This window comes from Desulfoferrobacter suflitae (assembly GCF_022603395.1).
Lineage (GTDB): Bacteria > Desulfobacterota > Syntrophobacteria > Syntrophobacterales > Syntrophobacteraceae > Desulfoferrobacter > Desulfoferrobacter suflitae.
The window spans coordinates 116,475-131,201 of record NZ_JAIBKA010000011.1; the positions used below are offsets into that span (position 1 = coordinate 116,475).

A 14,727-nucleotide genomic window follows, 5' to 3' on the forward strand; every position below is an offset into this window, starting at 1 on the left:
TCGCTATCAATGTCGAGCGGAGTCTGTTGAATTTACACCATTGAAAGAGGGAACAGCATGAAAATCGCCGTATCAGCAATGGAGCCAACATTAGACAGTGAAATTGATCCCCGCTTCGGAAGAAGCCGGCATTTTATCCTGGCGGATCCCGAGACCATGGAGTTCGAGGCAATCGACAATCCCAACCTGGAAGCGTCAAGCGGGGCGGGCATCAGCACGGCACAACTCATTTGTGATCGAGGGGCAAAAGCCGTGATTACCGGCCGAATCGGACCGAAAGCCGATCAGGTGTTGTCCGCTGCAGGTGTGCAAATGGTGACCGGGGTAAGCGGAAAGGTTGCCGATGCCTTAAAGCGATTCAAGGCGGGTGACTTTGCAAAGGATGCCTATGCTGGAGCAGCCTCCAGTAGTAGGAGAGGGCCTCAACAGGGGCGCGGAATGGGCACGGGGGCCGGCCGGGGAATGGGCGGCGGCGGCCGGGGAATGAAGGGAGGACGATTGGGTGGTTGTGGCGGCAGAGGGATGGGCATGAGGCAGGGAGGATCTGCAGGTGGGGCGCCGGTGTTTCGCAACTGGGACACCGAGCCATGGTCCGCCAGGGGTGCGGGGCAGAGCGATCAGGATGAGCTGGCTTGGCTCAAACAGCGGGCCGACATGCTGGCCGATGAGCTCAGCAGAATTCGGCAGCGCATTGACCAGATACAGGAAAAGTGATTCTGCCGTTTCTTTGTTCTCTATTGGATGCCATCGAGGACCTTACGGATGATCATCGCCAGCTGTTTTCTGCCGACCGGTTTCAAAGCGTATTCCCGGGCACCCAGCATGAGGGCCCTTTCTTCGTCGATCCGTTCGCTGAAGCCGGTGCACAAAATGGCGGGCAAATTGGGACGGATGCCGAGGATTTCTGCAATGAGGCGATCACCCGTCATGCCGGGCATGGTCATATCGGTGATGATCAAGTCAAACCGGTCGGGGTTCGAACGGAACATTTCGAGCGCCTTCTGAGGGTTCGTCTGTGCCGTCACGTGATACCCAAGGCTTTCTAATTGCAGAGTGCCCAACTGCGCGAGTGACTCATCATCGTCGACAAAAAGGATCCTCTCTGTCCCTCTGGGGATATCTTCGTGCTGTTCCTCGGCAGGATCCATTGCCGCATCTGTGGCAGGGAAGAAGAGTTTGAACTTTGTGCCCGCTTCCCGGCCGCTCTCCACCAGAATATGTCCGCCGTGGCTCTGAACGATACCATGGACCACGGCGAGCCCCATCCCAACTCCCTTGCCCGCTTCTTTGGTGGTGAAATAAGGATCAAAAATTCGATTCACCACTGCTGCGGGGATTCCACCGCCCGTATCGCTCACTTCAAGCACGACATACCGGCCCGCATCCAGCTTGGGCTCGTTTTCCCCATTCGCCTCGCTCAACGTTGACTTTTGCAGCGAAAATTGCAGAATCCCCCCTCGGTCCTCCATGGCATGAGCTGCATTGGTGGACAAATTGATCATGATCTGCTGAATCTGAGTTGGATCGGCAGTGATGATGCACTCTTCGTTGCTTATGTTGGAGCGGATTTCAATGCTTGTGGGAATAGAAGAGCGCAGAAATTTCACGGCTTCTTCGACCACCAAAACAAGGTCGATCGGCCGTCGGTTTTCTTCCCGTTTGCGGCTGAATGTGAGCAACTGCTGTACAATGTCTTTGGCGCGCAAACTGGCTGTTTTGATCTGATCCAGATTGAGCTTGGCCGGATTCCATTGGGGAATATCGTCCGCCGCCAGTTCCGCGTTGCCCAGAATGATTCCGAGGATATTGTTGAATTCATGGGCTATGCCTCCTGCAAGCGTACCGATGGCTTCCATTTTTTGGGCGTGGCGCAGTTCGGCTTCCAGTTTCTGTTTTTCCTGCTCCGCCACCTTGCGCTCGGTGATGTCGCGCCCGACCGCCTGGAATTCGATAATGTCACCTTCCTCATTGAAGATGGCCCTGTCATTCCACTGTTGCCAGAATATTTCTCCCCGCCGGTTAACGACCCGGTGTTCGATGGTGTTGACTGACTTTTGCGGGCTGAAACCGCTCAAATATTGCCTGAACATTTCCTGGTCTGCGGCCGGCACATGATGCCAGAATTTTTGTCCAACCAACTCTGCTGCGTTTTCCTCGAAAAACCTGCAATAAGCTTGATTGACAAAAGTGAGGGTTCCATCGGGAAGGAAGCGCGAAACCAGCTCCGTCTGATCCTCGACAATCGCCCGATACTTCGCTTCGCTCTCCACAAGAGCCTTTTCGGCCAGTTTGCGATCCGTTGTGTCTTCCATCGTACAATCAAAGTAGACGCATTCACCATCCTCTCCTTTGATCACCCTGGCGGTAATGGAGCCCCAAATGGGGGTTCCGTCTTTTTTCTTCAAACGGTGTTCCGCCCTGAGGTTGCCTGCGGCTAAAAGTCTTTCTGAAAATTGTCTGCGCTCCGCTGGATGGATATATTGCTGAGCGGGAGTGGTTTGCTGAAGGTCTTCAAAGGATTCAAAACCTAACATTTTGAGCAAAGCGGGATTGGCCGATAAATATGCGCCCGTTTCTCCCGGCGTGGTTCTATAGATTCCTATGGGAGAATTGTCGACGAGTGTGCGATATTTCTCTTCACTCTGCCGCAGATTTTCCTCTACCTGCCTTCTTTTCGCCACTTCTCGCATGATGAGAAAAGCCCGGCTGAAATAGTAGGACAGAGAAACGACGACGATCAGCATGAGGCCGGTGATGAGCAGCAATTTGTTCCTAAATCCACGAATGGTAGCCAGTACTTCGTCTTCCGGGGTAGCGACCACGATCGACCAAAAGGTTCCCGGAAGTCGCACCGGTAGATAAGCGGCGAGCTTTTTGGCCGGCTCAATGTCCTGCCCTTTTATTTTGTCGAACGTGTACCAAGTCACTCCCTGCTTGCCCTGCAGCATTTCCCGGGCCATGGCGAGAATGGAGGGGAAGTCCCGGCAGTTTTCGAAAACCGTTTTGCCGATGTGCCCCGGCACCGGACAGTAGAGCTCCACGCCCTGCCGGCTTACCATCCAGGCATAGCCACTCTCAGCGATCTTGATTGCCGCCAGGTAGTCCTTTGCCAGGTAGTCGAAAGGAATAAGTATTCCCAGAGACCCCCGGTAGATGTCTTGCTCAAAGACCGGTACGTGTAAGGCTACGCTTGCGAATCCCTGCACGCTGCGGAAAACGTCACTGACCACCGGTTGGTGTGTTCTCATTATCTTTTGCACATGTTCCTGGTGGGATAAGTCAGCGGCCAAAATGCTTGGAAGCGGAGGGTAAGCGTAAATGACTTTGCCGTTTTCATCCAAGCGAGTGATGGACTTGATGTCGGAGGTGTGGGTGTGGTAAAAAACCTTCATCAATTCTTTACTTCGTTCGTCCATATCAATGATGCTGTCCATGCCGGCGAGACTGGTCATGACCCGGACGTAATGATCAAAAAAATCTTCGATGCTTTTGGCCGCCTGTTTCGCCAGCAACAGTTGCTGAGAATTGACTTGATCGATAGTCTGTTGCTTGACTTCAAGGTAGGCTGAATGCAACAGATATCCAAACAGAGCAAAGAGCAACACCAATACGGCAAGCGGATTCCTGTACTTCATGGGGTGCTTTCCCAAGTCGGTCTCAAATCACATGCGACAGTCTGATCAGCATATACTGGAAGAGATCACGTTGCTCGCAAGAGCAATTGGATCCAGGTCTTGCATCCTCATCTACGTCTTTCCAGGCCGGCAGCCATCAAAGGCTGACAGTTTCCACACACGACTCCGCGGCACTCGGACGAGACTCCCGCTCCCTTCCGGGGGGAATGGAACCCAATATCCTGAAATTACTCTATTTTAAACACTGAGCCCCACCCACGGGGTCAAGTGTCTGCCGCTATCAGCTCTAAGGGAGCCAAAGTCAAAGATTACCAGGGAAAGAACGCCGATAAGAACAAAGCCCTTTCCAAAATAACGATAAACTGCCAATGTCAGGTTGTTTTGGAACATATCCAAGAACTCGTTTTTATGCAAGAATTTGTGATGTCCAAGGCAACTGCTTAATCGGGCATGAGAATTCGGTTCCAAACCGTATTGCATCGGAACGACCTGCTGTTGGGGGCGAATCCGCCCGATTGGGGTGAAAGCTTTTTGCAATGGTTCAAAGGAAATAACAAGGAGGACATGATGGCTCTGGTGCTGACTGAAATGACGCAGCAAATCGGCACATTAACCATGAATAATCCGCAAAAAAGGAACTGCCTGAGTCATGCGCTCATCGAAGATTTTTTTGCCGCGCTCGACACGTTCGAGCGATCGAAAATGCGCGTCATTATTCTGCGCGCTTCTGCCGGAAGCAAGGTTTGGAGCGCAGGTCATGACGTGCATGAGCTGCCCAGGCCGGGTCGCGACCCTCTGCCTTATAACAGCCCGTTTGAACAGCTGCTGCGCCGCGTTCAAGACTACCCGGACCCGGTTATTGCCATGATTGAAGGCGGGGTATGGGGAGGTGCCTGTGATCTGGTCCTCACCTGCGACATTGTGATTGGCTGCGAGACGGCCACCTTTGCCATGACGCCGGCGAAAATCGGTATTCCCTACAATCCTTCCGGGATGATTCATTTCATTAATGTGCTCGGGTTGAATAAAGCCAAAGAAATGTTCTTCACGGCGGCTCCCATGAACGCTTCGGAAGCGCTCAACCTAGGCATTTTGAATCACCTGGTTGAATCCGACAAACTGGAATCGTTCACCCGGGGGCTGGCGGAAAAAATCGTGGGCAATTCCCCTTTGGCCATTCGCGCGTTGAAAGAAGAATTTCGCCTGCTTTCCAAGGGGCATCCCATGGACGCGGAAACCTATGAAAAGATTGGTGCGATTCGCCGCTGTGTTTATGACAGTAAAGATTACTGCGAGGGAATTTTGGCGTTTCACGAAAAGCGCCGTCCGCAGTTTAAGGGAGAATGAGAAGTGAGCGGGTGGGAATGCACTTTTGCCGCGAGAAAAATTCGCCACCGCATCCAGCTGAAAACAATGCGCAGTCGGCACTTGAATACAACCGGCGAGGTGGGGGTGAGGGAGTGAGGGGAGAGAGATTCACTCCCTCACCATCTCCTTCGGTTGATGGTGAACAGGCACCTGGCTGCCTAAGTTTCCGTCTCGCCTGTCCGCTAGAAACCAATCAAGAAGGAGAAGAACATACGGGTTAAGCATTAAACGGGCCAATGCCGCATCACTGGTGCTACTCTTCACCCAGTTTCCGGATTTTTGGCAAAAAAACCGTGAAGGTCGATCCCTTACCCGGTTCACTGGCAACCAGAACGCGCCCTCCGTGGCCTTCCACTATGGCCTTCACGATGGCCAAACCTACGCCGTAGCCCTCTTTTTTTTCGGCGTCCCTTCCGCGATGGAAAATATCAAAAATGTATGGCAGTTCCTCGGGGTCTATGCCTATTCCGTCGTCCCGGACCGTGACCATCACCTCTCCGTCGCTTTCCTCAACGGTGATGGCCACTTTACCGCCCTGTCGTGAAAACTTGAGAGCGTTGCTCAAAAGGTTTGCGAAGACTCTGCGCAGGCGATTGGCATCCGCTTCAATCACCGGCAGGCTGGCGGCACTCTCGAGGGTGAGCAGGATCCCCATGGCGGCTGCTTTGGGTTCATAAATACTGAACAGTTCATAGAGTTCCTTGTCCAGAAAGGTGGCGTCAAAGGTTAAATTCAGCTTGCCAGTCTGCAAACGTGAAAATTCGAGAAAATCCTTGACCAGAAACTCCAGCTTGCTTGCCTCCTTGGTGAGGACTTCGATGAATTTACGCGGTTTTTCCTGGTTGAGATCTTCAGTCTTGAGAAGCCGCAATCCAAGTCCATGAATCCCGGTCAGTGAAGAATTCATGTCGTGGGCAAACATGGAGATGAGATTGGACTTTTCCCGTTCCTGGGCTTTTTTCTTGGAGATATCCTGAAAGGCTTCTACGGCGCCGATAAGATTGCCGCTTTGGTCGAACAGTCCGGCAGTGTTCATTTCTACGGGAATGGCGTTGCCGCCCCGGCGGCGTATGGTCGTTTCAATGCGGATAATGGGCTCCTGACGGCTGATGACGGTGCGCAAGGGGCAGTCACGGCTGCACATTCCCCCCTGCAACACATCGCCGCAGTACCGGCCAATGGCCTGCTTTTCGGAATGACCGGTGATTTCTTGTGCCCAAGCGTTGAATCGCGTGATGCGCAGATCAGGATCCACCGCGACAATGGCCAACGGCAGGCTGTCTATGACGAAATAGCAGAAGGATAGGTCGCTCTTCCTCTGAGTTTCGGTAGCACTGTCCGTCGACACTGGTGCGGCCTCGTATACGGGTTGGGTGGAAACACCGCGACGTCACCCGATGGCAGGGGAAATCGCGGTATTTCCGATACAGGAATGGGGATATGGATCCCGTTCAAGGGATAAACAAGAATTGTGCCAATTGGGGAATTGTGAGGGTGTTCTCTTCGGAGTCCCCCATCGGTTTGGAATCAGTCGAATGCCATGTGGGTTTTCCACACTTCCCAAACCTTTCCCACCAGCTCGGGTCCCGGTTTGAGAGTCGGTTTTCCCGGCCTCCAACCGGAAGGCGTTGCCTCTTTGCCCTTGGTTTCGCGCACATGCTGGAAGGCCTGTACCTGACGCATGCTTTCCTGAATGTTCCTTCCCACCGGAGGCGTCAGAACTTCGTAGCCCTGCACCACCCCCTCGGGATCTATGATGAACCTGCCGCGTGTCTCGACGCCGGCTTCTTCGTCAAATATACCGAATACTTTTCCGACCTTTCCACCCGCATCAGAGAGCATGGGAAATGGAACTCCACCCTTGACCATCTTGGACAGTTCATTGTCATTCCACATCTTGTGCACGAACACACTGTCGATGCTCATTGACAGGATTTCCACACCAAGTTTCTGGAATTCTGAGTATTTTTCGGCAACTGCCGAAATTTCCGTCGCTCAAACAAAAGTGAAATCACCGGGATAGAAGCACAGGAGCACCCACTTTCCAAGGTATTCCGACAGCTTTACCGAGGTGAATTTGCCCTGATGATAAGCGGGCGCTACAAAATCAGGTGCTTTTTTTCCGACTTGTATCATGGACTTGACCTCCTTGACCGGCGTAGTTTCTTGTGCAGTTAGTGTGTTGCTTGTCTCCCCAACCGGACCCCCGGTAGGGCGTGCGCAACCGACCTCCATTTCCTCTCCCATATTCGGCTCCTTTCTTTTCTGATGGGATGGTGATGCTGTGCGGGTCTTCGAGCAAACCAACTTCCGCAACGGAGAGTTTAATCAAGCAAAACTCGCTCCAACCAAAATAAAATCCGGTGTTCATAAAATCCATCCTCAATAGGACGAAAAATAGATCGTCACCATGATCACTGGGGGCAAAACAACCCTTCCAGCCACAACTTTCAGGGGCAGATTGTTCCCATGGCCGGGTTTGTTGGAAACGGAATCGGGCCTCGGTGATGCGTCGACCCGGGCCTGCCGGACGGGCGTGCCGGCCGCAGCCGACAGCATTCAGCCGAACCTGCCCGTTACAGTTCGTTGACCATTTCACTCAGCTGTTGACGAGAGAACACAGGACCGTCGACGCAGACGTATTTTGCTCCGATATTGCACCGGCCGCAAATTCCAACCCCGCATTTCATACGCCTTTCGAGGGTTGTGATGATCTGGGAGTCCTCGAATCCCTGTTCTTTCAATCCGAACAGCACAAACTTGATCATGATCGGCGGACCACACACGATGGCGACGCGATTATGCGGGCTGGGTGACTCTTCCGAGAGCACGGTCGGCACAAACCCCACCCTCTCTTTCCAGCCAGGAAATTCGTTGTCAACGGTCAGCACCAGGTTGACGTTTGCCTTTTGCCATTGGTCGAATTCATACTGATAGCAAAGGTCGTGCGGCGTTCTGGCTCCATAGATGACCATGATGTCGCCATAATCTTCCCGCTTATCCAGCATGAACAGAAGCAGCGTGCGCAGTGGAGCCATCCCGATGCCGCCGCCGATGAACAGGATGTCTTTGCCCTGCATGTTTTCATAGTCAAAACCGTTGCCCAGCGGAGCGCGCACTCCAACCTGGTCGCCGGCATTCAACTGGTGAATCCGCTGAGTCACCTCGCCCACCCGCATCACACTGAATTGCAGGTATTCCCTGCGAGTCGGCGGTGAATTGATGACAAAGGTGGATTCGCCCACCCCGAACACCGAAAGCTGCGCCACTTGTCCCGGGCGGAAGCTGAAGTTGTGCATCACTGACTCGTCCTCGAAGACAACACGTAGAGTCTTGATATTGGCGGTTTCCTGGACGACCTCGCGAATGCTTGCCAGGTCGGGACGATAGGGGTTATGAGCATGCATGATTTTGTCCTTGCAGGTTTTGTACTGCCTTGCGGATATCAATGGAGACGGGACAGTTGCGAATGCATCGTCCGCATCCGCAGCAGGCGATCAAACCTTGATATTTCTCGGGAAAGTAGCTGAATTTGTGACCCACTCTGTTCCGGTAGCGCTCCAGGCGGCTGGGGCGCGGATTATGGCCACTTGCTTCCAGGGTGTAGGTGAAAAACATGCAGGAGTCCCAGGAACGTATGCGCTCGCCGTGTTTGTCTTTCATCTCATCGGTGATGCTGAAGCAGTAACAGGTGGGGCACACAAAGGTGCAGATTCCGCAGCTGAGACACTGTCCGGCCACTTCCTGCCAGTAGTTCGTGTCGGCAAAGCGCTGCAGGAAATGCTGTTGGCATTGATCGACCGCCAGATTGCCCACTTGTTGCCTGGCCGCTTCTTCCTGGACTTTTCCGGCGGCGGCCACGTGCAGCTCGGTAGCCGCTTCCTGCAGCCATGCCATAACGGGATGCGCCCGGTCGCTGAGTGCTTCCACTACGTAGCCAGCGGCGATGGGAGTGATCCACAGATCGCTGCCCGTCCTGTCGGTCGGGCCGCTGCCCACGGAGGAGCAAAAGCAGGCGGAATCCTGCTGCCCACAAACCATCGTGGCAAACAGCGTCTGTTCGCGCCGGGCGGCGTATATTCCGTCCACAAACGGTCCCGCAGAAAAGACCTGATCCAGAACCAGAAAGCCCTTCACGTCACAGGGGCGAGCGCCAAAAATAAGCGTTGGCGCCGGCGGGTGCGGGTCCTCCAGTTGCACCTTCTGCCGCGAAGGTTCATCCGCACTTTTTCGGTAGTCAAAGCGAAACAGGGCTTCCACCTGGGGCAGCACCACTTGTTTGGGGCCCAAAGTGGTCTGATGGTCCAGCACCAGTGTCATGCCGGGTCGATAGGGTGCAAATTGGATCACCCTTTTCTGGTCCTTGGATGCAACAGGAACCCAGACATCGAGTTGCTCAGAAATTCTGTCCAGAGCTGAATTCAGTTGATCAAAAGCAATGAACTTGATTGCGGTGTCCACTCGAACGTCCTTCAAATTCTTACAGGTTAGGTCGACAAGATGATTCCTCTGTCAGATCCCCGTCTCGCCGGCGTCGAAGGTCAGCAGCGGGGGCACTCTTTGGGGATCGAGGCCGGCTTCGAAGTCAAGCAATTCCAGGGTGATCTTATTCAATGCCTCCTTGATCAGGGCGACGGGAATCTCCATGGGGCACACTCTTTCACACTCACCGCATTCGGTGCAGCGACCGGCCAAATGCAGGGCATGGATAAAATGAAACATGAACTTCTCCGGCAAATGCATATACTGGGTGAGCCATTTGGGGTCGCGCGTTTCCGCAATACAGCGATCCTGGCAGACACAAAGGGGGCACGCGTTGCGGCAGGCATAGCAGCGCAGACATCGATCCAGTTCGCCCTGCCAGAAAGCGAGTCGTTCCTGCAGGGAGAGACGCTCGATGGCGGCGACATCGTTATAGGCTTCATGAGCGTCGGTTCTCGGGGTCAGCGGGTCGCCGACGAGGACATCGTGGATGAGTGGATTGGGATAGCGACAGCGCCGGCACTTGCGCATAAGAACCTCATCCAGGGGAAAGTGTAGTACTCCGGCCGCGCTTTTCAATGCTACCTGCTCGGCATTGACCTGCACCGACAAAATCCTGGCCGCACCGGACAGAGCGTGTAATTTTCGCAGGTCCACAATTCCCTTGCACGGCATCCCAATGATATAAAACCGCTCTCGTGCCACCAGGTTTTCCTGCAGGAGGGCGATCAGTGAACGGCTGTCGCAGCCTTTCACACAGACGCCGATTTTCTTGTCGTCCTTGCCGCTGCTTGCAGCAAAGTGCTTTGCCACATATACGGCGAGATTCTGGGTACACCACGGATTCCAGATGAGCTTGGAGATTTCCGCAGAATCCCGAATGAATACCGGGGTTGTGTGCAGGTCATCGTAGCCGGCTTGCCAGCCGATCAACAGCTCCAGATCAGGCCATGCCTGCTCTGCTTTTTTGTGCAGTTCCGAACGAAGGTCTGAATTCACGATGCTTCCTTGCGTCTCTTTGATCCAATGTGCAGTTTGGTTTGCCGGTCTGCCGCTGACAAAATGCTACGCAGGCATCCTGCCAAGCCTGTCCGCTATGTTTTTGTTTAAGCTGTTGCAGCGGCTGCCGATTTTCCGGTTACTCCGGGATTGGGACCGAGGGATCGAATCTGTTCGGAAAATTCGGTCACCACTTGTTGCCAGCGCTGTCCTTCGGACGCTGAAACCCATGTGTAGCGAAACCTGTCCCCATCGATTCCCATAAACGGCAGCATACGTTTCAGGACTTCCAACCGCCGCCGTGCATACAGGTTTCCCACGGCATAGTGGCAATCCTTGGGATGACAGCCGGAAACCAGCACGCCATCCGCACCCAGAATAAGCGACCGGGCAATGAACAGGGGATCCATGCGTCCCGTGCAGGGAACACGGATGATGCGCAGATCCGTTGGTTGCTTGAAGCGACACACCCCGGCCGTATCCGCTCCTCCATAGGAGCACCAGTTACAGAGAAACCCGACGATGGTCAGGGCCTGCTTGTGAGCGGGGTTATCGTGTGATTGCGTCATATGAATAGGTCCTCTCTAGGCACACAGCACATCGATTTCGGCGAGAATCTGGTTGTCGGTGCAGTGCTGCAATTGAACGGCTTTGGGTGGACAAGTGGCGTTGCACAGGCCGCACCCCTGGCAAACACTGGGCAGCACCTCGGCTTTTTGGATTCCACCACGCAGTTCCTTCCACTGAATGGCGCCGAACGGACAGACCTGGATGCACTTGCCGCAGGCGACACATGCGCGTTCATTGACCAGGGCCACCTGCGGGCTGGTTTCTATGGTATCGCGTGAAAAGAGTGCCTGTACCTTGGCGGCGGCGGCGCTGCCCTGCGCCACCGAGGAAGGAATGTCCTTGGGGCCCTGGCAAACCCCCGCCAGGTACACCCCCGCCGTGTTGGTTTCCACCGGCCGCAGCTTGGGATGGCTCTCCATGTAAAAGCCGTACTGATCGTAGGAAATGCGCAATTTTTCAGCCAGTTCCCTCGCTCCGGCGGAGGCCTCGACCCCCGTTGCAAGCACTACCAGATCCGCTTCCACTTCCACCTGGGCACCCAGCAATGTATCCGCTCCCTGGACGATCAAATGATTGTTTTTCGGGTAGATTTTGCCAACCCGACCGCGAATATAGTTCACGCCGTACTCTTCCTGCGCACGACGGACAAACTCGTCGTAATTCTTGCCGGGCGAACGGATGTCCATGTAGAACACGTAGCAGTTGGAGTCAGGCAGGTGATCGCGGGTCAAAATGGCCTGTTTGGCAATGTACATGCAGCAGACGCCGGAGCAATAAGGCCGGTCGACGGAGGCATCGCGCGAGCCCACACAGGCGATGAACACGATATTCCTCGGCTGCCTGCCGTCCGATGGACGCTGGATGTGACCCCCAAACGGGCCCGAAGCGCTCAGGATACGCTCATATTGCAGACCGCTGATGACATCGGGGAACCGTCCCCCACCGTATTCTCCATAGGAGGAATGATCAAACAGATCGAAACCGGTGGCCACAATGATGGCCCCGAAATCCTCGCTGATGAATTCATCCTCCATCTCATAGTCGATGGCACCGACCGGGCAGATCTTCTTGCAGACGCCGCACTTTCCCCGGGTGAACTGGCGGCAGTGCTCCTTATCAATGGTGGCCTTCTTGGGGATGGCCTGGGGAAAGGGGATGCCGATGGCACGTGTATTTCCAAGGTCCTCGTTGAAATGGTCCGGGACCTTTTTGGCCGGGCACTTTTCCATGCAAAGTCCACAGCCAGTGCACAGGTTCCAATCGACACAGGTGGCTTTTCTCCTGATTTGAACGGAAAAATTGCCGATATAGCCGGCAACCGATTCCACCTCGCTACAGGCGTAGAGACGAATGTTTTCCTTCTGCGCCACGTCGACCATTTTGGGTCCAAGGATGCATGAAGAGCAGTCTATGGTCGGAAACGTCTTGTCCAGTTTTGCCATCTTGCCGCCGATGGAGGGCTGGCGCTCCACCAAAACCACTTCCAGTCCCCCTTCGGCACAGTCCAGTGCCGCCTGGATTCCAGCCACGCCACCGCCGATCACCAGAACTCTTTTGTTGATGGCAACCCTGGAAGGGGACAGCGGATGATTGAAGCGCAGTTTGGCAACCGCCATGTGGACCAGTTCGGCGGCCTTCCTGGTATTGGCTTGGCGGTCATTGCTGATCCACGAGACATGTTCGCGGATGTTTGCCATCTCAAACATGAATCGATTCAGGCCGGCTTTTTCCACTGCCCGGCGAAACGTAGGTTCATGCATCCGCGGCGAACAGGCCGCCACCACCACGCCCTGCAGATTTTCTTCCTGGATGGCGCGCTGAATTTGCTGTTGCCCGGGCTCAGAGCAGGTGTACATGTAGCTGGTGGCGTACACCACGTCAGGATGCTGAAGAGCCTCCCGCGCCACTGCCTCGGTTTCCACTGTGCTGGCGATGTTGGTTCCACATTGACAGACAAAAACCCCAATGCGCATAAAATTATCCTGTTGGCAGGTGCTCGAAGTTCAAAGCTGAAGGCCGAAGCGGGAAGCCCTTTGAGCCCTCAGCTTTGAGCTTTTTCCAAGTGATCACGTTCAACCGCCGGTGCCGTCAGGGGCCAATCCGGCTCAACAAACAATTTATCCCAAGCGAGCTGTTCGGGTTCAAGGCCGAGAGCCAATCCGAGCAGCTGCGTGATATACACGACCGGTATATCAAAACGGCGCTTCCAGTAGCGGTTCACCTGCGATTGGCGCAGATCGAGATTCTGCTGGCACAAGGGACAGGCCACGACGATGGCTTGTGCGCCAAGACCTGCCGCCATGTCGAGGATTCGCCCTGTAAGTCGAGCGACGATCTGGTTGCGTGTGACCCCGTAGGTAGCGCCGCAGCATTCCGTCTTGTAGGGAAAATCGACCAGTTTCGCTCCCGCCCCAACGAGCAGCTCATCCATGGAAATGGGATTTTCCGGGTCGTCAAACTCGGCAAACTGCGCCGGCCTCGACAGCAGGCAGCCGTAATAGGGCGCCAATACAAGATCGTTCAGGGGACGGATCACACGCCGGGAGATCTCGTCGACCCCAATGATTTCATAGAGCAGTTGCAAGATGGATATGGCTTTAATGTGCCCCGTAAAGGGCATTGCCAAAATCTCCAGGAAGACGTCCCGCTCGCTCTGGTTGTGAAATGCCTGCAACGCCCCTTTGAGGGACTTAAGGCAGCCCGGACAGGGTGTCATGGCAAGCTCGCAACCGGTCGACTCGGCGATGGCCAGGTTGCGCCCAGCCAGCACTGCCGACAGCAGCGCATCGTGGGAATGGGCCGGTGTGGAACCGCAGCAGCTCCAATCGGGAATTTCCACCAGTTCTACATCGAGAGCCTCGCAGACCGCCCGGGTTGAAGTGTCGTATTCAATCGCCAAACCTTCCAGCGAGCATCCCTGATAGTATGCTATACGTCGTTTCATGTGCTGGTTTCTCTTTGCTTATTCGCATTCGTCGGGGTGGCTGTCGCCTTCCACAGGCTGCGTCAACCCTGCCTGCCGCAGTTCCTCAGTGCGCTTGAGCTGATGAGCTTCAAACCTGTGAAAAATCGCGGCTACCTGCTTCCGTCCTTTGATGCGCTGAGGCAAGAAGGCCAATTTGCCTTTCTTGAGAACTCGAGGCGCGAGGTCCATATCGGTGAAAGGCTTCCCGGCCTTCAGGCTGAACATTGGCAGGAGGCCGGTTTCGAACACCCTGCCGAATGCTTTGATGGACTCCAAAAACTCATGATAGAAAAGCTCAATGTCCCTTTCCGCCACCATGTTTTCCTGTCGGGACATGATACGGAGAGTTTCCATGATCCGGGCCACATCGAGGTTGTTGGGGCAACGCGTGGTGCAAGCCTGGCATGTGGCGCACAGCCAAATGGAACGGGACTGGAGCACGGCTTTTTTTTGTCCCAACTGAACGAGGCGCATGATCTGGTTGACAGGGTAGTCATAGACATGGGTGTATGCGCAGCTGGCCGTGCAATTGCCGCACTGGTAGCATTTGCTGATGTGCTGCCCGCTGGCCTCTTCCACTTTGCTGATAAATCCGATGTCGCAGGTTTGTTGAATGGCTAACGTGTGGATTCGTTCCATTACCGCTCTATGTCCTCGATTGCATCACTTGTGAGAGTGTCTTTTGGCGCAGGCTGGGCTGAGTCACGC

General features: G+C 54.6%; 12 protein-coding genes. 2 read left to right on the top strand and 10 right to left on the bottom strand.

Translation table 11 applies throughout. From position 1 onward, the window contains the following. Positions 1 to 57: 57 nt before the first annotated feature. On the top strand, positions 58 to 714 hold the full coding sequence (locus K1V27_RS18040; protein WP_258931454.1) for a NifB/NifX family molybdenum-iron cluster-binding protein: 657 nt from the start codon (positions 58 to 60) through the stop codon (positions 712 to 714). 20 nt (positions 715 to 734) lie between these two features. Here K1V27_RS18040 and K1V27_RS18045 read toward each other — a convergent pair whose 3' ends face one another. Continuing rightward, positions 735 to 3,635 (bottom strand): hybrid sensor histidine kinase/response regulator, encoded by a 2,901-nt coding sequence (locus K1V27_RS18045; RefSeq protein WP_258931455.1) that lies wholly within the window; start codon positions 3,633 to 3,635, stop codon positions 735 to 737. Positions 3,636 to 4,202: 567 nt separating this feature from the next. Between K1V27_RS18045 and scpB the strand changes: the two genes are divergently transcribed. Next, positions 4,203 to 4,982 (top strand): methylmalonyl-CoA decarboxylase, encoded by a 780-nt coding sequence (gene scpB, locus K1V27_RS18050; RefSeq protein WP_353740618.1) that lies wholly within the window; start codon positions 4,203 to 4,205, stop codon positions 4,980 to 4,982. 274 nt (positions 4,983 to 5,256) lie between these two features. Here the strand turns inward: scpB and K1V27_RS18055 are convergent, their stop codons facing one another. The 9 genes from K1V27_RS18055 to K1V27_RS18095 form a co-directional block, all read right to left on the bottom strand. After that, the gene (locus K1V27_RS18055; RefSeq protein WP_258931457.1) at positions 5,257 to 6,351 is read right to left on the bottom strand and encodes a PAS domain-containing sensor histidine kinase; all 1,095 of its coding nucleotides are present in this window, start codon (positions 6,349 to 6,351) and stop codon (positions 5,257 to 5,259) included. Positions 6,352 to 6,530: 179 nt separating this feature from the next. Further along, positions 6,531 to 7,250, bottom strand: coding sequence for a thioredoxin-dependent peroxiredoxin (prxU, locus tag K1V27_RS18060; RefSeq protein ID WP_258931458.1), 720 nt, complete (start codon positions 7,248 to 7,250; stop codon positions 6,531 to 6,533). A 329-nt stretch (positions 7,251 to 7,579) separates the two neighbouring features. Next, positions 7,580 to 8,413 carry an FAD/NAD(P)-binding protein gene (locus K1V27_RS18065; RefSeq protein WP_435051678.1) on the bottom strand — a complete coding sequence of 278 codons (834 nt, stop codon included), beginning with the start codon at positions 8,411 to 8,413 and terminating at the stop codon, positions 7,580 to 7,582. After that, the gene (locus K1V27_RS18070) at positions 8,397 to 9,464 is read right to left on the bottom strand and encodes a 4Fe-4S dicluster domain-containing protein (RefSeq protein ID WP_258931460.1); all 1,068 of its coding nucleotides are present in this window, start codon (positions 9,462 to 9,464) and stop codon (positions 8,397 to 8,399) included. The genes K1V27_RS18065 and K1V27_RS18070 overlap by 17 nt, the downstream gene beginning before the upstream one ends. 51 nt (positions 9,465 to 9,515) lie before the next feature. After that, positions 9,516 to 10,484, bottom strand: a complete 969-nt coding sequence (locus tag K1V27_RS18075) for a 4Fe-4S dicluster domain-containing protein (protein ID WP_258931461.1) — start codon at positions 10,482 to 10,484, stop codon at positions 9,516 to 9,518. A 107-nt stretch (positions 10,485 to 10,591) separates the two neighbouring features. After that, on the bottom strand, positions 10,592 to 11,053 hold the full coding sequence (locus K1V27_RS18080; protein ID WP_258931462.1) for a hydrogenase iron-sulfur subunit: 462 nt from the start codon (positions 11,051 to 11,053) through the stop codon (positions 10,592 to 10,594). Between the two features lie 15 nt (positions 11,054 to 11,068). Then, positions 11,069 to 13,027 (bottom strand): CoB--CoM heterodisulfide reductase iron-sulfur subunit A family protein, encoded by a 1,959-nt coding sequence (locus K1V27_RS18085; protein WP_258931463.1) that lies wholly within the window; start codon positions 13,025 to 13,027, stop codon positions 11,069 to 11,071. Between the two features lie 68 nt (positions 13,028 to 13,095). Next, positions 13,096 to 13,998 carry a CoB--CoM heterodisulfide reductase iron-sulfur subunit B family protein gene (locus K1V27_RS18090; protein ID WP_258931464.1) on the bottom strand — a complete coding sequence of 301 codons (903 nt, stop codon included), beginning with the start codon at positions 13,996 to 13,998 and terminating at the stop codon, positions 13,096 to 13,098. 18 nt (positions 13,999 to 14,016) lie between these two features. Then, a complete protein-coding gene (locus tag K1V27_RS18095; protein ID WP_258931465.1) occupies positions 14,017 to 14,658 on the bottom strand; it encodes a 4Fe-4S dicluster domain-containing protein in 642 nt (213 codons plus the stop codon). Positions 14,659 to 14,727 lie beyond the last annotated feature (69 nt).